Source organism: Streptococcus suis, assembly GCF_046032515.1.
Classification (GTDB): Bacteria; Bacillota; Bacilli; order Lactobacillales; family Streptococcaceae; genus Streptococcus; species Streptococcus suis_AL.
Window position 1 is genome coordinate 206,412 of the sequence record NZ_JARQPJ010000001.1, and the last position, 20,988, is coordinate 227,399.

A 20,988-nucleotide genomic window follows, 5' to 3' on the forward strand; every position below is an offset into this window, starting at 1 on the left:
AATTTGGAGTTACGAAAGCCTTGTTAAATCAACATTTTAAATTTTAGAAAATTAGTTTTTAGAGGTCCCCTATAATTATGCTGACATATAACTAGAATTTATTGTTTGTGTATCCGCAAACAGTGATAAAGCGAACTGGGCAACTAGTTTTGTTTATTGCAACTGAAAAGTTACTTGTGTTTGCAAAGGCTCGACAAGTCTCGCATAGTGAGTAGTTATATGTTTTTTATTATACTCTCAGGAGATTATTTTGTTTTTAAGAGAAATAAAAGATTTGAATCATCTATCTAGTATATTGGGAAGTAACAGAAATACGTTAAATAATTTGTTGAACCAAAAATATCGTGAAAAACTTTATGAAACCTATTATATTCCTAAAAAGGATGGTTCTGATAGACAAATTTGTGCCCCTAAAGAACCGTTAAAAAGTATTCAAAAAAAGATAGCAGAACTTTTGTGGCAGAATCAATTATGGGTAAATCATGAAAAGGAAGAGAAGTATATAAAAGATAAGAAGATGCTAAAAGAGACAAACTATTGACAATTCTTATAGTTTGTCTCTCTGAAGAGGTTGGTTTATCTAAACCAGATACAACTATTTTCACACTTGCCTTGCAAAAAGCAAACATCCCTGCAGATAGAGTTGTCTATGTCGGGGATAGGTATGATAATGATATTCTACCTGCTAAATCTTTGGGAATGTGGACTGTACGGATACTGACAGGTTTTGGGAAGCATGCCCGTGAAAATGAAAAATTGAAGAGCGATTGGGTAGTTCCTTCATTGCAAGAGATAACAAATATTTTTGAACAAACAAAAAACTAGACTGAACATTCTCAGCCTAGTTTTTACATGTATTAGAACAAGCCTTTAACTTTATCTAAAAGACCGTTAACACCTTCAGAACCTGATAACAAGCCTTTTGCCTGTTCCAAGTATTCACCGAATTGGTCCTTGTTTTCTTCGATAAATTGTTTTGCACCATCAAAGTCTTTGTTTGCAATCAATTCTTTTACTTGGTTAAAAAGATCTACTGGATTCACGTTGGAATCACCTCCTATGAAACTATTAAACCAAAACTGGACGGATTTCACAACTGAAACGACTTATAAAAATGTAATGCAAACTGCTTCTGGAACATAGAAATCGTGTGAAAGCTCAGTCAAACAGCCATTTTCGGCATCTCTCTCAAATACAGTTGCATTGTCAGAATCTTGATGGACAACAATCAAATGCTTTTCATCAGGACTAAGCGTGAAATCGCGAGGAGTTTTTCCATTTGTTGGGACGATTTCAACTAATTCTAAGCTGGCATCAGCAAGCGTTTTGTAGACTGCGATAGAGTCGTTTCCGCGGTTGGAGCCATAAATAAATTTACCATCCTTTGTGATGCGAATAGCGGCAGTACCGTTGAAACCAGTATGGTCTTCTGGGAGAGTAGAGACAGTTTGTAGGTGTTCAAATTGTCCCCAGCCGTCATAGATAAGCACCTCAATAGTTGAATTGAGTTCACAGATGAGATAGGCAATTTTTGCGACAGGATGGAAGACAATGTGACGTGGACCACTTCCTGGCGCAGCCTGATAGGTTGCGATTTTCTCTACTTTTCCTTGGTCAGATACCTTATAGGTTACCACTTGGTCAGACCCTAAATCACAGGTTACTAAAAATTTATCGGGCGTCAAATCAGAAAAGTGAACATGGGCGGAAGCTTGGTTTTCGTGCGGTCCAGATCCTTCGTGTTGAGCGACATCAGCTAATTCTAGCGAACCATCCGCCAAACGTTTATAAACAAGTAGTTGCCCTTTGTGGTAATTGGAGCCATAAACTAAATCTCTTGCTTCATCTACAGCGACATAGCAAAGTGGTGCGCCCTCTGATACAACATGGTTGAGTAGAGTATAGTCAGCATTAAAGGCAGCGATACCTCCTAGACCATTTTCAGCGCCGACGGAGTATAGATGTCCGGCCTTATCAAAGGCAAGGTAGGTAGGGTTAGGTTCTTCAGTGACCAATTCTAGATTGCTAAGTTGTCCTGTTTCAGAGTCAAAATTTGCTTTATAAATTCCTTTGGATTCACGTTTTGTGTAGGTACCGAAATAGATAGTCATAGGATTCTCCTTTTTGGAAATGATTGATAAAATTATACCATGTTTTTCTGAGAAAGTCGTATAAATTCTGTAGTTGATTTTTACAAAAATCCTTTCTCCATGTTACAATAGAAAAAAAGACTAGGAGTGTATTAGATGGAGGATAAGCATCAAAAATTTAGTCTGACTTGGTTTTTCCGCTTGTTTTTAAATAGCCAAGCGGTGACATTTTTATTGGTAACCTTACTGACTTTTTTGACCATATTTATTTTTAGTAAAATTAGTTTTTTATTCAGACCAATAGGAAGCTTTTTAGAAATTGTATTGTTACCGATGATTTTGACAGGTCTTTTGTATTACCTATTAAATCCGATGGTTGACTGGATGGAAAAGCATAAAATTTCTCGTACAGTTGGTATTTCCATTCTCTTTGTTTTAATCAGTCTTCTCATTATCTGGGGACTGGCGGTGGCAATTCCGAGTATTCAAGAGCAAGTGACATCTTTTGCGCAAAATCTTCCTTCGAATATCCAGAAAATCGAAGGACAGGTAACTGGGCTCCTACAGGATCAGCGCTTTGAACAATTTAGACCAACAGCTCTGGAGATGTTAAATAAGGTCAATGATCAGATCGTTGCCTATGCTCAGAAGTTTTCTTCAAGCGCTGTGAACTGGGCAAGTAATTTGATTTCAACCGCTTCACAGATTATTGTTGCTATTTTGATTATGCCTTTTATTCTCTTTTATCTGTTACGGGATGGTCAGTATTTGAATAAACACATTACCCAATATCTACCAACCAAGTGGAGAGAACCGATTGGAACAGTACTATCAGATGTGAATGGGCAATTATCAAACTATGTTCGTGGTCAGGTGACCGTTGCGATTATTGTTGCTCTGATGTTTTCAGTGATGTTCTCAATCATTGGTCTTAGCTATCCAATAACTTTGGGGGTGATGGCTGGTTTCCTCAATCTAATTCCGTATTTGGGTTCTTTCTTGGCCATGATTCCAGCTGTTATTTTAGGATTGATTGCTGGTCCAATCATGCTGATAAAGGTTTTAGTAGTCTTTATGATTGAGCAAACTATAGAAGGTCGTTTTGTGACACCATTGATTATCGGAAGCTCCCTAAGTATTCATCCGATTACCATTTTATTTGTATTATTGACAGCTGGTCAGATGTACGGTGTCCTAGGAGTTCTTCTGGGAATTCCAATATATGCCTCTATTAAGGTTTTAGTGAAAGCGGCATTTGAATGGTACAAGGCACACAGTAGTTTGTATGAAGATGAAGAAAATGAGGTTGTGAATGAACAATAGTGAAAAAATGTTGGTTTGTTTGGACCAACAGGATTTAGACAAGGCGGATAAGTATTTCAAGCGCGCCTTGGTGCAAGATGATAGCGAAACGCTTTTGTCCTTGGCAGCCTACTTAGAAGGCATTGGTTTTTTTCCACAGGCTAGACAAATCTATGAACAGGTCAAAGAAGAATTTCCCGAAGTACTGATCAATCTTGCCCAAATAGCATTTGAAGACGGCATGGTCGAAGAAGCTTTTGCTTATTTGGAGGAAATTTCGGAAGACAGTTCTGCCTATGTAGAAACCTTGTTGGTCAAGGCGGACTTGTATCAGGCAGAAGGCTTGTCGGATGTGGCGCGTGAAAAATTGTTAGAAGCAAGTCACTTATCAGATGAATCCATCATCCTCTTTGGCTTAGCAGAATTGGATATGGAACTGGAGCTTTTTAATGAGGCTATTTCCTACTATGCCCAGCTGGATAATCGTGAAATCTACGAATTAACGGGAGTTTCTACCTATCAGCGAATTGGTATTGCCTATGCAAGTTTGGGGAAATTTGAAGCGGCCATTGAATTTTTGGAAAAAGCTGTTGAGTTGGAATACGATGACCAGACAGTTTTTGAGTTAGCAGCTCTGCTATTTGAAAGAGATGAATACCAAAAGGCCAATCTCTATTTCAAGCAGTTGGATACCATCAATCCTGATTTTGAGGGCTATGAATATGCCTATGCTCAGTCGCTTCATGCCGAGCATAAAATTGATGAAGCCTTGGCTATGACTCAAAAAGGCCTGGCTAAAAATGACTTTGATGCCAATCTCTTGCTTCAGGCTTCACAGTATGCCTATGAATTGCATGACGAGGCGGGGGCAGAAGATTATCTTCTACGGGCAAAAGAGGTGGCAGATGATAGTAACGAACTAGCTCTGCGCTTGTCCAATCTGTATCTTGAGCAGGAACGATTTGAAGAGGTTGTGGCTTTATTTGATGAAGAGGTCGATAACGTTCTAGCTCGCTGGAATATGGCCAAAGCCTATCAAGCTCTAGAAAGAGATGATAAAGCTATTGAGCTTTACGATGAATTGGCTGGAGAATTGGCTGAGAATCCTGAATTTTTGGCTGATTACGTAGCGGTTTTACGTCAACTTGGTCGTTTGGATGAGGCAAAAGAGCAAGCTAGTCATTATATCCAATTGGTGCCAGACGATTTAGCCATGCAAGAATTTTTGAATGAAGAGTAGGTTATGCAAGTAAATCGATTATTTCAATACAATACCTTAGGTGCCTTAATGGCGGGTTTATATGATGGTTCTTTGACGGTAGGTGAATTGTTGGAACATGGTGATTTGGGTTTGGGAACCCTGGATTCTATTGACGGTGAGCTGATTGTCTTGGATGGAAGGGCTTATCAGGCCAAGGGAGCAGGGGAGAAACCAGAAGTGGTTGAAGTTCCAGCTGATATGAAGGTTCCCTATGCGGCGGTCATTTTCCATGAGGCAGAAGTCATTTTCAAACAACGCTTTGAAATGACTAGCGATGAATTGCACCAGCGGATTGAATCCTATTATGATGGGGAAAATCTCTTCCGTTCCATCAAAATCAAAGGGACATTTTCGCATATGCACGTGCGCATGATTCCTAAATCGGCTTCGGATGTCCGTTTTGCGGAGGTGGCTAGCCGTCAGCCCGAATATACCGCTGAGAACATTTCTGGAACCATTGTTGGTATTTGGACGCCAGAGATTTTCCATGGTGTCAGTGTGGCTGGCTATCATTTGCATTTTATTTCGGATGATTTGACCTTTGGTGGTCATGTCATGGACTATGTTATCTCAGAAGGAATGGTGGAAGTGGGGCCAGTAGATCAACTAGACCAACGTTTTCCTGTTCAAGACCGCCAGTATCTTTTTGCTAAGTTCAACGCTAAGGAAGTTAGAGAAGATATTGATAAGGCGGAGTAGGTTTCAATACAGAAAAATCCATGAACTAGATTTTCATGGATTTTATTTTGTCTTCAGTTGGGGTGACACGGAGCGTTTTCTGACCGCGGTAGGTCACAAAACCTGGCTTGCCACCTGTTGGTTTGTGAAGTTTCTTGGCTTCAATCATATCGACTTGGACCAGATTGGAATGTCTGGCCTTAGAGAAATAGGCGGCTAACTCCGCCGCATCGGTCTTGACCTCGTCGCTTGGGTCCAAGTTATCAGTGATGACCACGTGACTGCCTGGAATGTCTTTGGCATGGAACCAGAGTTCGCCTTTCTTGGCCATTTTGAAGGTCAATTCGTCATTTTGCAGGTTATTTTTCCCAACCAGAATGATGGTTTTCCCGTCTGTTGCCAAGTAACGTTCAGGTTTCTGACGTTTATGGATTTTCTCACGGTGGCGACGTTTGAGGTAGCCTGTTTCAATCAATTCCTCACGGATTTCATCGATTTCTGCCAGACTAGCCTGTCCCAGCATGGTATCAACGGACTCCAGATAGACAATGGTTGCCTTGGTTTCCTCAATCAAGTTGGTCAGGTGCTTGACCGCCTCCTTGAGTTTCTGGTACTTCTTGAAGTAACGCTGGGCATTTTGGCTAGGAGTAAGAGCTACGTCCAACTCAATCTCCAGTTCCTGGCCTGTATAGTAGTTGTCTAACCGCACACTCGACTGGTCATTTGGCACTTGATGCAGATAGGTGGTCAGGAGCTCGCCCTTTTGCCGCACCAACTCTGCACCTTCCGTATCCGCCAATTCCTGCTCCTGCTTGACCAACTTTTTGCGATTTTTCTCCAGCTTACTGGCCACCCGCTTGATCAGCTCATTAGCCTGCTGGGCCACCCGGTCCCGCTCCGCCTTGTCCTGATAGTAGAAGTCCAGCAGACTGCTCAGGCTCTCAAAGTGAGGCTGGTTTTCAAGGCTATTGGCAAATGGCAGAGCAGCATAGGATTTGTCTGTCAGGCTAGGCTGAGTTGCCTGGTCAAAAAAGGCACGGAAGTTCTTGAGGCGGTCCGTCTGCAAGTGACTAGCCAGTTCAGTAGCTGTATCCCGTCCCAAACCTTGAAAGACCTGTTGGAGATTTTTGGCTGATAAGTCTTGTGTGGATAAGATTTCAAACAATTTCTCGTCAGACACCGTATAAGGATTGAGAGAATGTGTCTCCGGTGGACGAATGTAGGTTGAGCCTGGCAAAATAGTTCGGTAGGAATTTTGCGAGAAACCAACGTGCTTGATAGCCTCGATAATCTTCTGTTCAGATTTATCCACCAAGATGATATTACTGTGCTTGCCCATGATTTCCACAATCAAGGTTGCTTGGATATGGTCGCCAATCTCGTCCTTGTTGGACACCGAAAATTCTAAGATGCGGTCATTGTCCAACTGACGAATTTCCTCAATAATGGCGCCCTGCAAGTATTTTCGTAGAATCATGGTAAAGGTATTGGGCACCTTGGGATTGGTAAAGTCCGACCGGGTCAGCTGAACCCGCCCGAAAACCGAATGGGCGGACAGGAGCAACTTATGGCTCTGACGGTTGCTGCGGATATTGAGCACAATTTCTTGCTCAAAGGGCTGGTTGATTTTCTGAATCCGCCCCCCTTCTAAATTGGCCCTTAACTCAGCCGTCATGTGATGTAAAAAAAATCCGTCAAAAGACATGGTGTTCCTCTTTCTAATCGCTATAACTCAGTCTAGTATATCATATTTTGATGTTTTTTGATGAGACTGGTAGTCCCTACTAACATAAAAAGTTTTCAGAAAATTTAATCAAAAGTATTGACAAAGTGATTTTGATACCGTATAATCATCTGTAATCAGAAGAAGTAGTAAAGCAGAAGTCTTCAGGGAGCCTGTGGTACTGGGAACGGGTGGCGGAGTTTTATGAAATGGGCTGATGTGGATTGTTTATGTCGAGAGCTAACGAAGGTTTCAGCCAAAACAGTCACTCAAATGAACTTAAAACAATGATAGTTCGGTCCGCACACCTTACAGTGCAACTCCTTGTTGGAGGAGATGAGATATGGGAGAATTCTAGACAATTCCCATAAGTGAGGTGGCACCGTGTCATTGACGCCCTCGCATACTGTTTTTCAGTATGCGGGGGCTTTTTCCTTGTCTTGGTAGATTGTCGTTCAATTGAAAAAATGAAATACAGATAATGACATTCTACTTTGACAATGATAGAAATTAAGAGGTAATCATGATGAAACGATGGCGATGGTGGGATAATATATTGATGACGTAGAAATTGTATATTGTGTATTTTACGAGGAGAATGAATATGTTGAAAAATAAAAATTTACTTGCTACAATTGTTGCCCTTACTGTTATGGTAGCTGCTGCTTTGTTTATGACGCAAAAAGAACAGAGCAATTCATCCAATAGCACAGAGAAAGTCAAAATTGGAGTTCTGCAATTTGTGACCCATGATTCATTAGATGAGATTTATAAGGGAATCAAGGCAGGCCTTAAAGAAGGTGGTTATACCACAACGGATAATTTAGAAATTGATTTTATGAATGCTGAGGGTGATCAATCCCAAGTTCAAACCATGAGTAAAAAATTGGTGGACAATGGTAATGAACTCTTGATCGGTATCGCGACACCAGCTGCACAAGGTCTTGCCAATGCAACCACAGAATTACCCATTATCATGGGAGCTGTGACAGATCCAGTCGGAGCCAACTTGGTAACTGACTTGAAAAATCCTGGTGGAAATATCACTGGTGTTTCTGACCAAACACCAGTAGCAGACGCAGTTTCTCTCATTAAAGAAATTATACCAGACGCTAAAACAATCGGTATTCTCTACTCTTCAAATGAAGATAATTCAAAAATTCAAGTAGCGGAATTTAAGGCAGCAGCAGAAGAGGCTGGCTATACTGTTCTTGAATATGCAGTTGTTTCTAGTAATGAAATTGCAGCAACAGTAGAGGTCGCAAGTAGTAAAGCAGATGTTCTCTTTACACCAGTAGACAACACAGTTGCCTCAGCATTTTCAACTGTCGTATCTGTGGCAAATAAAACCAAAACTCCGATATTCACCAGCGTAGAAGATATGGTAGAAGGCGGAGGTATCGCATCTGTTACCCTTAGCCAATATGACTTGGGTGTGGCAACTGGTAAGATGGCTGCGAAAATCTTGGACGGTGCAAATCCTGGAGATACACCAGTGCAAATTTTTAATGAAGGTACTGTCGTAGTCAACCAAAAAGTTGCTAAAGAATTAGGAATTACCTTGTCAGATGATGTGATTAGTAAAGCAAGCAAGGTTATCGAATAAGAGATAGAGAAAAGGAAAAATATGATTGTATCAACAGTTTCACAGGCTCTTTTATGGGCTGTACTAGGTTTGGGAATATTCGTTACCTTTCGGATTCTGAATTTTCCTGATATGACGACAGAGGGTTCTTTCCCGCTTGGAGGAGCGGTTGCTGTTACCTTATTGACGCAAGGAGTTCATCCTATCTTGGCTACTCTAGCAGCAGTTCTTGTTGGCTGTTTGGCGGGCTTTGTCACAGGCTTGCTTTATACCAAGGGGAAAATTCCCACTCTCCTAGCTGGTATCTTGGTCATGTCTTCCTGTCACTCTGTCATTCTATTTATCATGGGTAGGGCAAATCTAGGCTTACTGAATACCAAACGTTTACAAGATTTCCTTCCTTTTTCTGAGCAAATTAATGGTCTCTTGCTAGGTCTAGGTAGCCTAGCGGTGGTGATTGGTGCCTTGATGTTCTTCCTCTATACTCGCCTTGGTCAAGCCTTTATTGCAACAGGGGATAATCCAGATATGGCACGCAGTTTTGGTATCAATACAAGTCGAATGGAGTTGCTAGGCCTTGTTCTTTCAAATGGGATCATCGCTCTTGCAGGTGCCTTGATTGCACAACAAGAAGGCTATGCGGATGTGTCGCGTGGTATTGGTGTCATTGTGGTCGGTATGGCTAGTCTGATTATCGGTGAGGTAATTTATGGTAACCTTACTATGTTAGAACGGTTCTTGGCCATTGTTGTCGGAGCGATTTTCTATCAGTTCTTAATTTTGGTGGTTATTTCCCTTGGTATCAATACCAGCTACCTCCGTATCTTCTCAGCCATGATTTTGGCAGTCTGCCTCATGGTTCCTGAGTTGAAAAATAAAATCTTGAAAGGAGCCAGCCTGTCACGATGAAAGCAATTGTTGAATTAAAAAATGCCACCAAGGTGGTGACCAACGGTTTTGATGAAGAGCGCGTGATTTTGGACAATGTCAATCTGACCATCTACCAAGGGGATTTTATTACTATTTTAGGTGGCAATGGTGCTGGGAAATCAACCCTCTTCAATGTCATTGCTGGTACCCTGCCCTTGACAAGTGGTTCGGTCCACATACTTGGTGAAGACGTGACCAATTGGCCTGCTGAAAAACGTGCTAAGTATCTGGCACGAGTTTTCCAAGATCCTAAAATGGGTACAGCGCCACGGATGACGGTGGCAGAAAATCTACTTATAGCTAAGTACCGTGGCGAAGGACGGGGCTTAGTGCCACGCAGATTGGCCCAACAGACGGAAGAATTTGCCCAGCTTTTGCCGAGAGTGGGAAATGGTCTAGAAAAACATCTGGATACGCCAGCGGGGCTCCTCTCAGGTGGTCAACGCCAGGCATTGAGTTTGTTGATGGCGAGTTTGAAACAGCCTGAACTTTTACTCTTGGATGAGCATACTGCAGCCCTTGACCCTAAGACCAGCCAATCCTTGATGCAATTAACGGACGAGTTGATTGAGACCAAGGGAATGACGGCCCTCATGGTCACTCACCAGATGGAAGATGCGCTGCGTCACGGTAATCGCTTGATTGTCATGAAGAATGGTCAGATTATTCAAGATCAGACTAGCGAAGAGAAGTCCCAGATGAAACTGGAAGATTATTATAAGTTGTTTGATTAAGAACCTGTGTGGATAGTTCGCAACTTCCAACCAAGTTTGGTTTTGGCTAAAACTGAATCTTATATCAAACAGATCACTTGTGAATACAGGTCTAAAGTCTGGAGTAATCCAGGCTTTTATTATCCTTTGAATTTTTAGTTAAAAAGCAGTATAATATACTAAATATATCAAGAGGTGCTGTCATGGATAAATTAGTTTTTGAAAGCTTAGCTGACTTGGGAATGGACTACACCATTGTAGAGCATCCACCAGCTCGGACAACTGAGGAAGCAGACCGTTACATTGAAGGGTTAGAAGGAGTACGGACCAAGTCCATGTTTCTGACTAATAAGAAAAAGACTGCATTTTATTTACTGATCATGGATGACCAGAAGCAGCTGGATATGGACCAGTTTCGTGATTTGGTGGGAGCCAACCGCATTCGGATGGCTTCGAGTGATAGCTTGATGGAAAAAATGCACTTGCCTGCGGGTGCGGTATCTGTTTTTGGCTTGTTACATAATGTTGATAAGGATATTCAAGTCTTTTTTGATAAAGAAATCCTTTCTGAACCCATTCTAACCTTCCACCCCAATGTTAATACGAAAACGATTTTTGTAAAGACAGAGGATGTTTTACGTTTTGTCGAAGAGATTGGCTTTTCAGCAACGATTGTTGACTTGGGGTAACAAAGATGAGAAAATGTTTAGCTATTTTTAGTCTGTTGTGTTGTCTATTTTTGGTAGGATGTCGGACAGGAGCAGCTTATCAGGCAAAGATTGAGCCGATGGAAGCGTCGGAATTATACACGGAAAAAGAAATTCAGGATGCTGTAGTTGTCGTTCAAGATTACTTTGATAAGCATTTTACTGATTGCCAATTGTTGACCATTGGATACGGTGGCGATGATGAAAAGTTATTTGACGACTGGGCTGAAAACTATGGTGCAGAGGAGGCTATAGTGTTAACCTCTTCTTTCAAGGTAGCCGCTGAAGGGGCAGAACCAACCTTGGAACCAAATAGTATTCATCGGGATTGGAAATGGATTTTAGTGCGTAATCTTGGTGGAAAGTGGGAACATAGGGGACATGGTTATTGATTAAATGAGAGAACTCTGTTGAATTTCAGCAGAGTTTTTTGTAAATTTTCTTGAAAAAATGTATAATAGAAGCGATAGCTATTTAGGTATTTCTATTTAAAAGTTGCGTTGATGGTTGAATATAATTTTGAACCAACGTGTGTCTTTTGCAAATAGAACTCCGACATAGCAGACTGTAATTCGACTTGGAACTCCCAAGGACCGTTGGTAAGAAAAATAAACTGGACACCTGTGGGATGTCCAAAAAGGAGAAAAAATGAGTAGCATAAAAATCATGGCTCTCGGTGGTGTACGTGAAAACGGAAAAAACCTCTATATTGCTGAAGTCAATGAACAGATTTTTGTCTTGGATGCGGGTGCCAAGTATCCGGAAAATGAACAGTTGGGTGTTGATGTTGTTGTTCCCAACTTTGACTATTTGGAAGAAAACAAGCACCGTGTAGCTGGAATCTTTCTGACACATGGTCACGCGGATTCGATTGGAGCTTTGCCTTACCTATTGGAAAAAGTGAAAGTTCCTGTTTTTGGCTCACACTTGACCATTGAATTGGCAAAATTGATAGTCAAGAACAATAATGCAACCAAGAAATTCAAGGATTTTCATATCATCAATGCCGAAACGGAGATTGACTTTGGAGATTCAGTCGTTTCTTTCTTTAAAACGACTCACTCAATTCCTGAGAGTTTAGGAATTGTAGTCAAGACAGACCAGGGGAACATCGTTTACACAGGTGACTTTAAGTTTGACCAGGCGGCAGATAAGTTTTATCGTACGGATTTTGGGCGATTGGCTGAAATCGGTAACGAAGGTGTGTTGGCCCTCTTGTCAGACTCAGCAAATGCAGATAGCAATGTTCAAGTAGCGAGCATGCATGAGGCTGGGGAGGAAATTCTCAATACGATTGCTGACTGTGACGGGCGAGTTATTGTGGCAGCAGTTGCCAGCAATATTGTACGTATTCAACAGATTTTTGACGCGGCAGAAGCAACTGGTCGTCGTGTCGTATTGACAGGACATGATGTGGAAAACATTGTCCGAACAGCGATTCAATTGAAAAAACTTCGTTTGGTCAGCGAACGCTTGTTGGTAAAACCAAAGGATATGAACAAGTATGAAGACCATGAATTGATTATTTTAGAAACTGGTCGTATGGGCGAGCCGTTAAATGGATTGCGTAAAATGTCTATCGGTAGACATCGCTATGTTGAAATCAAAGAAGGTGATCTAGTTTATATTGTTACCACTCCAAGTATTTCAAAAGAAGCGGTTGTTGCTCGTGTGGAAAACTTGATTTACAAGGCTGGTGGAACGGTCAAATCCATTACAAAAAAACTGCGCGTCTCTGGGCATGGCAATGCGCGTGATTTGCAGCTTATGCTCAACATCATGAAGCCTAAATATCTTTTCCCAGTTCAAGGGGAGTATCGTCAATTGGATGCTCACGCTAAGGCTGCGCTCGAAATCGGTATGTATCCAGAAAACATTATCATCGTTAAGCGTGGGGATGTCATGGCTTTTGAAGAGGGGGATTTTGTCCATAGCGGAGCGGTTCCTGCTGGTGATATCATGATTGACGGAAATGCCATAGGCGATGTTGGAAATATCGTCCTTCGTGACCGTAAGATCCTCTCAGAAGACGGTATCTTTATCGTGGCTATCACTGTCAACCGCCGTGAGAAAAAAATCATTTCTAAAGCCAAGGTCAATACTCGTGGTTTTGTCTACGTGAAAAAGAGCAAGGACATCTTGCGTGAGGCATCAGAATTGGTGAATACAACGGTGGAAAATTACTTTACAAAGGATAGCTTTGACTGGGCAGAGCTTAAGAGTGCTGTTCGCGATGATTTAGCAAAATTCCTCTTTGACCAAACCAAACGTCGCCCAGCTATTTTACCGGTGATTATGGAAGTGAAATAGAGTTTTATAAATGCAAAGAGCCGAGGGAAACTCAGGCTCTTTACCATAAGGAGAAGATTTATGGCAATAATGAAAATTGAATACCACTCAGAAGCTCTAGATATGTCTAGACAGATTACGGTTTTATATCCAGATCGCAATCGTGTGGAAAATCCTGATGACAACGACATTCCTGTCCTATATCTTTTGCACGGTATGGGAGGCAATCAGGATTCCTGGCTGAATCGTTCTACAGTGGAACGATTGGTTCGTTATACCAATCTGATTGTTGTTATGGTTAATACTGACAAGGCTTGGTATACCAATACCACTTACGGTATGAATTACTTCGATGCCATTGCAGTAGAGTTGCCTCAAATTCTCAAACGATTTTTCCCAAATATGTCTGACAAGCGAGAGAAGAATTTTATCGCTGGTTTGTCTATGGGTGGTTATGGGACTTTCAAGATTGCCATGATGACCAATCGCTTTTCTTACGCCGCTTCGCTTTCAGGCGCATTGTATTTTGATTTTGATAATCCAGCGGCAGCAGAATTGGGAAGTCTTTCGTATTGGCGAGGAGTATTTGGTGACATTTCTGATAAACAGAATCCAAATAATTTGTTAGAAATTGCTAAACAATCCGATAAAAAGACCAAATTTTATGCCTGGTGTGGTGAGGAAGATTTTCTCTTTGAAGGGCATCAAAAGGCAGTTGAGGAGTTGAAAGAGCTGGGATTTGATATAGAGGCGAGTTTCGGACCTGGTAAACATGAGTGGTACTACTGGAATCAGCAGATTGAGAAGGTATTGGCTTGGTTGCCAATTGATTTCAAATTGGAAGAAAGACTGTCCTAGTTTTTAAGAAAAGTTTCAGAAATTATGGCTATACTAAAACCTATTTCTAGAAAGAGGTATAGTCTATGAAACTTATTGGAAATATTCTGCGGCGGATTTGGCGGACATTTTGGGGTCTGATTTGGTTATCAATGGTGTTATTGGCTTGTGGTCTAGGTCTGTTATTCTATTTTCAACAGGAAGCAGCGCCTCAGATGCTACAAACTTTAGCTCAAGAAGTGCAATTGATGGTCAAAGGACAGTCTGAAGTGACGATTGAAGAAGGTGTTAATACCATTAAGCACCTGACGACTGATACGGTCAATACAGCTGATCATGGTCGATGGGAAAGCAATACTGCGACTGTTTACATTGAAACCCAGAATCCAACATTTGTAGCTGCCTATGAAACAGCCATTGCAAATTGGAATGCGACAGGGGCCTTCACTTTTGTGATGACAAGTGATCCAAATCAGGCTGATATTATCGCAACTGAGATGAATGATGGAAATACCCAGGCAGCAGGTGAGGCCAATTCAACGACTAATTTATTGACGAATTATTATAGCTCGGTAACGGTGCGTCTGAATAGTTTTTATTTATTAAACGACCCATATGGTTATGATATGGATAGAATTATCCATACAGCTGAGCATGAATTGGGCCATGCTATTGGCCTAGATCATGAAGATAGTCAGACCTCTGTTATGGAATCGGCAGGTTCTAATCATGGTATCCAGCAAGCAGATATTGATGCGGTCCTTGCCTTGTATTCAGAATAGAAGGGAAAATATGTTTCGAACAATTACAAACACAATAAAACGTTATCCTGAGCAAGCTCTGCTCTTTCTCTATAATGCTGGGATTTTTGCATGGATGCAGTCTACCAGTCATTCGATTATGGAACAAATCGGTATAGATAGCAGCTGGTTTGATAAAATCCTCGAACCTATCAAGGCCTGGACAGGTGCCAGTCTAGAGAGTATGCAGACCTTACTCAATTCTTCCGCTTGGGGATGGCTGATTGTATCTATGATATTGATGTTGGTCATCCGATTTGTTAAGGGCTTGATCAAGTTTGTCATCATGCTGATTATTATCGGTGGTGGTCTTTATCTGCTCTGGCAGAATAAGGAATTGCTTAGCGGTTTGGTCTAAATATTTTTTGAGAAGGACAGTGGCTGAAAAGTCGCTGTTTTTTGCTGAAATCAGAAAAAGGATTCCGCACTGTTACCCTAAATTATGGTACAATATTGCTATGATTATTCTAAGTGGAAACAAGATTGAACGCTCATTTGCGGGCGAAGTTTTATTTAACAATATCAACATTCAAGTGGATGAGCGGGATCGGATTGCCCTTGTCGGAAAAAATGGGGCTGGCAAGTCAACTCTTCTTAAAATCCTTGTCGGAGAAGAAGCAGCGACTAGCGGCGAGATTTCTACCAAGCGAGATTTATCGCTTTCTTATCTGGCACAGGATAGCCGTTTTGAGTCGGAAAATACTATCTACGATGAGATGCTCCATGTCTTTGATGACCTGCGAATGACGGAGAAACGCCTGCGGTCTATGGAAGAGCAAATGGGCAGTTTGTCTGGTAGTGAACTTGACCAGCTGATGAAAACCTATGATAGTTTGTCAGAGGAATTTCGTCTGGCAGGTGGCTTTAACTATGAGGCGGATATCCTTGCTATTTTGAATGGTTTTAAGTTTGACCAAACCATGTGGGATATGAAAATTTCCGAACTCTCTGGCGGGCAAAATACCCGTTTGGCTTTGGCAAAAATGCTTCTTGAAAGCCCAGAGTTATTGGTGCTGGACGAGCCGACCAACCACCTGGATATTGACACGATTGCCTGGCTGGAAAACTACCTAGTGCATTACAAGGGAGCCTTGATTATCGTCAGTCACGACCGCTATTTCTTGGACAAGGTAGCGACACTGACACTGGACTTGACCAAGCATTCCTTGGATCGCTATGTGGGCAATTATTCTCAGTTTGTCGAGCTCAAAGAGCAGAAGTTGCAAACGGAATTGCAAAATTATGAGAAGCAACAGAAGGAAATTGCCAAGTTAGAAGACTTTGTTCAGAAAAATATTGTCCGTGCTTCGACCACCAAGCGTGCTCAGGCTAGACGCAAGCAGTTGGAAAAGATGGAGCGACTGGACAAGCCAACAACTGGTCAGAAGTCTGCCAATATGACCTTCCAGTCGGACAAGACTTCTGGCAATATCGTTTTGACAGTGGAAAATGCTGCGGTGGGCTACGATGGAGAAATACTTTCCCAGCCTATTTCCATTGACCAAAGAAAGCTGGATGCCATTGCCATTGTCGGACCAAATGGTATCGGAAAAACAACCCTGCTCAAATCAATCATCGGAGCTCTGCCATTTATCAAAGGGGAAGCCAAACTAGGTGCCAATGTGGAAGTGGGCTACTACGACCAGACCCAGTCTGCCCTAACGCCTTCCAACACCGTCTTGGAGGAGCTCTGGTCAGCCTTTCCGACCACGCCTGAAGTGGAAATCCGCAACCGCCTAGGAGCCTTTCTCTTCTCAGGCGATGATGTCAAAAAGTCCGTCTCCATGCTGTCTGGTGGGGAAAAAGCCCGCCTGCTCCTCGCCAAGCTGTCCATGGAAAACAACAACTTCCTCATCCTTGATGAGCCGACCAACCACTTGGATATCGACAGCAAGGAGGTCCTGGAAAATGCCCTCATCGACTTTGACGGCACCCTGCTCTTTGTCAGCCACGACCGCTATTTCATCAACCGCGTCGCCACCAAGGTCCTCGAAATCTCGGAAACTGGCTCCACGCTCTACTTGGGCGACTATGATTATTATCTGGAGAAAAAGGCAGAGCTGGAAGTAGAAGCCCAGCCTGACCAGCAAGAAAGCACTAGCCAATCAGCCGGAGCCATGGACTACCAAGCCCAAAAGGAAAACCAAAAAGAGCAACGCAAACTGGCCCGCCGCATCGAGCAAATCGAGGCAGAAATCGACAGTATCGAAAACCGCCTGAGCGAGCTCAACCAAGCCATGCTAGAAACCAACGACATCGGCCAGCTGACCGATTACCAGAAAGAAATCGACCAACTGACAGCCCAACAAGAAAGCCTCATGGAAGAATGGGAAGCCTTATCCGAGCAGATGGGCTAGGTTGACAAGCTGTCAGAAAGCCTATCAAATCAAGCCTGCAAGCAGGTATTGCGATGAAAAAACTCTGCCGCAACATTCTCTTGCGGTCAAAAGTTCTATTGCAAGTTAGACTTTCTTGGCAAACATCGACCGACGAGCTAAGATAAAGTTAGGACCTGCCAGACAGGACCTAGTGAGGAGAACGAAATGAACTTTGGACAACAAATCAAAGATTTACGTAAGAAGGAAGGCTTGACCCAGGAACAGTTTGCCCTCAAACTCAATGTGACACGGCAGGTTGTTTCCAACTGGGAAAATGACAAAAACCTACCCGACTTGGAACTCTTGATTCTCATGTCCTCTGTCTTTTCAATCTCTTTAGATCAACTTGTCTTAGGAGGAACTGACATGAACAACATGACAGAAAAACCTGTCAAGGACGGTCATGAAGGCCGTCGTACCCAGATGCACCTGACCATTACCATTATCGGAAGCTTTCTCATGGTCTTAGGCCTAGTCTGCTTTTTCATCAAGGCCAATTCCGTCGAATATGTCGATGCCAACGGCATCTTGCATGAAAACTTCTACCTGCTCCCAGTCGGCTACCTGCTGGTCTTTACAGGAGCCATTGCCACGCTCCTATCAGGACTAGCCCTGCACCGCTTTAGAAAAGAAAATAAGTAAGATGACCAAACACCCACGTTTCCTTAATAGCGACCAATTTTTCGCCTGTCCACATTGTGGGCAGGCTCTTGGTCTTGACCTCAACAGCCTCCGCTGTCCCAACCGCCACACCTTCGACATCGCCAAGCAGGGCTATGTCAATCTGGCACCCCAGGTCAAGCAGTCCGCCAACTACCACAAGTCTAGCTTTGAAAACCGCCAGGCCTTTTTAGAGGCAGGTTATTACAATCATCTTTATGAGGCTTTGGAGGGGAAAATAGCAGAGCTGGGCTTGCAGTCGGTCTTGGACATCGGCTGTGGGGAGGGCTTTTATTCCCGCAAATTAGCCGAGAAAATGGACTTGGACATTCTTGCTTTTGATATTTCCAAGGCTTCCATACTCCTAGCAGCCAAAACAGACAGCACCAAGTCGGTCAAATGGTTTGTCGGTGACTTGACCAAGTTGCCCATTCAAGACAAGACCATTGACGGCATCTTGGACATCTTTTCCCCAGCTAATTATCAGGAGTTTGCCAGAGTGTTGAAAGCTGGTGGGGCTATTCTCAAACTGGTCCCAGGACCCAATCACCTCAAGGAGCTCCGCCATTTAGCCAAAGACCAACTCCGCAAGGAAGCCTATGACAACAGTGAGATTGTGGACCATTTCAGGTCTTACTTGGGGCAGGTGGAGCAAGTGCTGGTCAGCCGTACCTTGCCAATTACAGCCGACCATGCTCAAGTCTTGGCAGACATGACGCCCCTCTTTTTCCAAGTGGACCAGTCTAAGTTGGATTTGATCCAGTTGACCGAGATTACGGTGGATGGAGTGCTTTTGGTAGGAACGATATAAAAAATGAAACCGCCTCTGGATTCAGAAGCGGTTTTGCTTTATTTCTCAAACTCTGCCTTGCTTTTCACATCGCCGTATTCTTCAGCGACTTCTTTGCTGAGGATGTCAGCGTAGCTGGCAAGTTGGATGTCTTGTCCGTATTTTTTACGGAGGGCAGTTGTGACCAGCCGGTAGGCTAGGTTGGCATTGCGGGACAGGATTGGTCCGTGGAAGTAGCTGCCGAAGGTGTTTTTGTAGTGCAGGCCTTCGCCGCCGTCTTCCTTGTTGTTGCCATTGCCATAGACAACCTTGCCCAGCGGTTTTTGGTTGTCAGCTAGGAAGGTACGGCCTTGGTGATTTTCAAAACCATAGTAGGTTTCGTTGAATTCATCATTGTGAATCTTGATGTCACCGATGTAGCGGTTATTGGTCTGGTTGAGGGTGTAGTGGCCCATGATACCCAGTCCGTCAATCTTGCGGCCGCCAGCTTCGATGTAGTATTGACCGAGCAATTGGAAACCACCGCAGATAGCCAGCATGACACCGTCATTTTCGATGAAGTCTGCTAGGCTGTCTTTTTTAGTTGGTAAATCCTTAGCTAGAATGGATTGTTCATAGTCCTGTCCACCGCCGAAAAAGGCGATGTCGTAGAAATCCTTGTCAAATTCATCTGTCAGGGAAACGATGTCCACCTGAACACGAGCATCCAGCTTTTCAGCCACATACTTGAGCATGAGGATATTGCCATTGTCACCGTAGGTGTTCATCAAATCGCCGTAGAGGTGGGCGATGTGGAGATCATAAGTGTAGTCTTTTTCAGGACTTTTTAATGACGTATAGACCATTATTTCATCTCCTTTCCAACAGCTTGGCGTTGAGCCAGCAAATCACGAAATTCTAGCATAGCCGTATAGGTTGCGAGGATATAGGCATGCTGACTGCTGGACTGCTCAATCAAGGTCATGATGTCTTCCAGTTTTGGTGTTTCAGTAATCTGGTCCTCTGGATAGCCAGTCACACGGAGGCGACGGGCAATTTCAGACGAGCGAACACCGCCCGCAAAGACTTGTGGAATGTCCATTTGAGTGATTTGCTCAAAGTCGGCGTCCCAAATCCAGCTGGTATCAATTCCGTCAGCGTAGTTGGCATTGAGAAGGACTGACAGGCTAAAATCGTAAGGAGCTAGTTTCATCATTTCAATGGCCTGGGTTGCACCGACCGGGTTTTTAATCAAGACCAAGGTACAATCCTTGTCGCCCAACTTAAAGGTTTCTTGGCGACCGAAAACTGCCTTGGACTTGTCAAAACCAGCCTTGATTTTCTCAGGAGATACGCCGAAAAATTCTGCCACGCTGACAGCTGCTAGGGCATTGTAGATATTGTAAAGCCCACCGATGTTGATTTTGTAATCCTGACCGTCAATGGCAAAGGTAGAAGAAGTATTGGTAATTTCTTTCAACTCTGTCAACTTGTAATCCAGCTCAGGTCGGCTAAAGCCACAGTTGTTACAGATGTAGCTGCCCAAGTTAGCGTAGGTATTGAGCTTGTACTGGAGAATCTGGTGGCAATGCGGGCAGAGAACGCCTTCGGTATTGTAATGGGCCAGACGTGGCTCATGCTCTTCCGTCGCAAAACCGTAGTATTTAACTGGATTGATAATGCTCGTCGAGTTGAAAAGTGGGCTGTCACCGTTAGCCAAAATGGTCGCCTGAGGTGCCTTGGCAGCCCCATCTAAAATCATCTGGTAGGTGGTATAAATCTCGCCGTAACGGTCCATTTGGTCGCGGAAGATATTGGTGAAGACAATCAGGCTAGGCTTGATAAAGTCGGTCACACGGGCCAGGCTGGCTTCGTCAATCTCCAAGACGGCAATCTTCTTGCCATTTTTATTTTTCTTGGCAGATAAAAAGGTGGCCGTAATCCCTGTAATCATATTGGCACCGCTGGTGTTGGTCGTGATTTCGCCAAAAGCTTCCTGAAGGATACCAACTGTCAGGGCGGTGGTCAGAGTCTTACCGTTAGTACCTGTCACAACAACGACTTCATAATCCTTAGCCAAACTATCTAAAATATGTTTATCGAATTTGAGGGCAATTTTTCCAGGCAGGGTAGTACCACGTCCTAGTTTTTTCAAAATGAACTGGGAACTTTTTCCTGCTAGAATACCCAAAGCTGTATTTATTTTCATGGGACTATTTTATCACAAAGGTCACTGATTTTCTAGAATGGAGTATGTTGGAACGTG

General features: G+C 43.0%; 21 protein-coding genes and 1 pseudogene. 17 read left to right on the plus strand and 5 right to left on the minus strand.

Annotation, left to right across the window (positions count from 1 at the left end; genetic code table 11):
• The first annotated feature begins 250 nt into the window (after nucleotides 1-250).
• Nucleotides 251-541 carry a hypothetical protein gene (locus P7J49_RS01065; protein WP_172052367.1) on the plus strand — a complete coding sequence of 97 codons (291 nt, stop codon included), beginning with the start codon at nucleotides 251-253 and terminating at the stop codon, nucleotides 539-541.
• A gap of 8 nt (nucleotides 542-549) precedes the next feature.
• Nucleotides 550-825, plus strand: a pseudogene (locus tag P7J49_RS01070) (HAD family hydrolase); the annotation flags it as partial.
• A gap of 32 nt (nucleotides 826-857) precedes the next feature.
• Here the strand turns inward: P7J49_RS01070 and P7J49_RS01075 are convergent.
• Together P7J49_RS01075 and P7J49_RS01080 are read right to left on the minus strand one after the other, a co-directional pair.
• Nucleotides 858-1,043: a hypothetical protein gene (locus P7J49_RS01075; protein WP_002935693.1), complete on the minus strand. Its 186-nt coding sequence runs from the start codon at nucleotides 1,041-1,043 to the stop codon at nucleotides 858-860.
• A gap of 63 nt (nucleotides 1,044-1,106) precedes the next feature.
• On the minus strand, nucleotides 1,107-2,111 hold the full coding sequence (locus P7J49_RS01080; protein WP_024380594.1) for a lactonase family protein: 1,005 nt from the start codon (nucleotides 2,109-2,111) through the stop codon (nucleotides 1,107-1,109).
• Nucleotides 2,112-2,246: 135 nt separating this feature from the next.
• Between P7J49_RS01080 and P7J49_RS01085 the strand changes: the two genes are divergently transcribed.
• The 3 genes from P7J49_RS01085 to budA are packed head-to-tail and all read left to right on the plus strand — an operon-like array spanning nucleotide 2,247 to nucleotide 5,352.
• On the plus strand, nucleotides 2,247-3,413 hold the full coding sequence (locus tag P7J49_RS01085) for an AI-2E family transporter (protein ID WP_002935690.1): 1,167 nt from the start codon (nucleotides 2,247-2,249) through the stop codon (nucleotides 3,411-3,413).
• Nucleotides 3,403-4,632, plus strand: coding sequence for a hypothetical protein (locus P7J49_RS01090; RefSeq protein ID WP_408568885.1), 1,230 nt, complete (start codon nucleotides 3,403-3,405; stop codon nucleotides 4,630-4,632). Before P7J49_RS01085 ends, P7J49_RS01090 begins: the two co-directional genes overlap by 11 nt.
• 3 nt (nucleotides 4,633-4,635) lie before the next feature.
• On the plus strand, nucleotides 4,636-5,352 hold the full coding sequence (gene budA, locus P7J49_RS01095; RefSeq protein WP_408568887.1) for an acetolactate decarboxylase: 717 nt from the start codon (nucleotides 4,636-4,638) through the stop codon (nucleotides 5,350-5,352).
• A gap of 25 nt (nucleotides 5,353-5,377) precedes the next feature.
• On the opposite strand, the gene P7J49_RS01100 is transcribed toward budA, so the two are convergent.
• Nucleotides 5,378-7,036 (minus strand): NFACT family protein, encoded by a 1,659-nt coding sequence (locus P7J49_RS01100; protein ID WP_408568889.1) that lies wholly within the window; start codon nucleotides 7,034-7,036, stop codon nucleotides 5,378-5,380.
• A 622-nt stretch (nucleotides 7,037-7,658) separates the two neighbouring features.
• Between P7J49_RS01100 and trpX the strand changes: the two genes are divergently transcribed.
• The 12 genes from trpX (at nucleotide 7,659) to P7J49_RS01160 (ending at nucleotide 18,764) form a co-directional block, all read left to right on the plus strand.
• A complete protein-coding gene (gene trpX / locus P7J49_RS01105) occupies nucleotides 7,659-8,660 on the plus strand; it encodes a tryptophan ABC transporter substrate-binding protein (protein ID WP_408568891.1) in 1,002 nt (333 codons plus the stop codon).
• Nucleotides 8,661-8,681: 21 nt separating this feature from the next.
• Nucleotides 8,682-9,548, plus strand: coding sequence for an ABC transporter permease (locus tag P7J49_RS01110; RefSeq protein ID WP_408568892.1), 867 nt, complete (start codon nucleotides 8,682-8,684; stop codon nucleotides 9,546-9,548).
• Nucleotides 9,545-10,303, plus strand: a complete 759-nt coding sequence (locus P7J49_RS01115; protein WP_029187878.1) for an ABC transporter ATP-binding protein — start codon at nucleotides 9,545-9,547, stop codon at nucleotides 10,301-10,303. Before P7J49_RS01110 ends, P7J49_RS01115 begins: the two co-directional genes overlap by 4 nt.
• Before the next feature lie 182 nt (nucleotides 10,304-10,485).
• Nucleotides 10,486-10,971 carry a prolyl-tRNA synthetase associated domain-containing protein gene (locus P7J49_RS01120; protein WP_015647096.1) on the plus strand — a complete coding sequence of 162 codons (486 nt, stop codon included), beginning with the start codon at nucleotides 10,486-10,488 and terminating at the stop codon, nucleotides 10,969-10,971.
• A gap of 5 nt (nucleotides 10,972-10,976) precedes the next feature.
• On the plus strand, nucleotides 10,977-11,381 hold the full coding sequence (locus P7J49_RS01125; protein ID WP_408568894.1) for a hypothetical protein: 405 nt from the start codon (nucleotides 10,977-10,979) through the stop codon (nucleotides 11,379-11,381).
• A gap of 256 nt (nucleotides 11,382-11,637) precedes the next feature.
• Complete coding sequence (locus P7J49_RS01130) at nucleotides 11,638-13,299, plus strand: ribonuclease J (protein ID WP_408568896.1); 1,662 nt, start codon at nucleotides 11,638-11,640, stop codon at nucleotides 13,297-13,299.
• Nucleotides 13,300-13,359: 60 nt separating this feature from the next.
• On the plus strand, nucleotides 13,360-14,136 hold the full coding sequence (locus P7J49_RS01135; protein WP_408568898.1) for an alpha/beta hydrolase: 777 nt from the start codon (nucleotides 13,360-13,362) through the stop codon (nucleotides 14,134-14,136).
• 65 nt (nucleotides 14,137-14,201) lie between these two features.
• Nucleotides 14,202-14,897, plus strand: coding sequence for a M57 family metalloprotease (locus P7J49_RS01140; RefSeq protein WP_408568900.1), 696 nt, complete (start codon nucleotides 14,202-14,204; stop codon nucleotides 14,895-14,897).
• Nucleotides 14,898-14,907: 10 nt separating this feature from the next.
• Nucleotides 14,908-15,273 (plus strand): hypothetical protein, encoded by a 366-nt coding sequence (locus tag P7J49_RS01145; RefSeq protein WP_408568902.1) that lies wholly within the window; start codon nucleotides 14,908-14,910, stop codon nucleotides 15,271-15,273.
• A gap of 100 nt (nucleotides 15,274-15,373) precedes the next feature.
• Nucleotides 15,374-17,272, plus strand: a complete 1,899-nt coding sequence (locus P7J49_RS01150; RefSeq protein ID WP_408568904.1) for an ABC-F family ATP-binding cassette domain-containing protein — start codon at nucleotides 15,374-15,376, stop codon at nucleotides 17,270-17,272.
• Between the two features lie 186 nt (nucleotides 17,273-17,458).
• The gene (locus tag P7J49_RS01155; protein WP_408568906.1) at nucleotides 17,459-17,935 is read left to right on the plus strand and encodes a DUF3955 domain-containing protein; all 477 of its coding nucleotides are present in this window, start codon (nucleotides 17,459-17,461) and stop codon (nucleotides 17,933-17,935) included.
• 1 nt (nucleotide 17,936) lies between these two features.
• A complete protein-coding gene (locus P7J49_RS01160; RefSeq protein WP_408568907.1) occupies nucleotides 17,937-18,764 on the plus strand; it encodes a putative RNA methyltransferase in 828 nt (275 codons plus the stop codon).
• A 38-nt stretch (nucleotides 18,765-18,802) separates the two neighbouring features.
• Here P7J49_RS01160 and gatD read toward each other — a convergent pair whose 3' ends face one another.
• Complete coding sequence (gene gatD, locus P7J49_RS01165; RefSeq protein ID WP_408568909.1) at nucleotides 18,803-19,588, minus strand: lipid II isoglutaminyl synthase subunit GatD; 786 nt, start codon at nucleotides 19,586-19,588, stop codon at nucleotides 18,803-18,805.
• Nucleotides 19,588-20,931, minus strand: coding sequence for a lipid II isoglutaminyl synthase subunit MurT (gene murT, locus P7J49_RS01170; protein WP_408568911.1), 1,344 nt, complete (start codon nucleotides 20,929-20,931; stop codon nucleotides 19,588-19,590). Before murT ends, gatD begins: the two co-directional genes overlap by 1 nt.
• Between the last annotated feature and the right edge of the window lie 57 nt (nucleotides 20,932-20,988).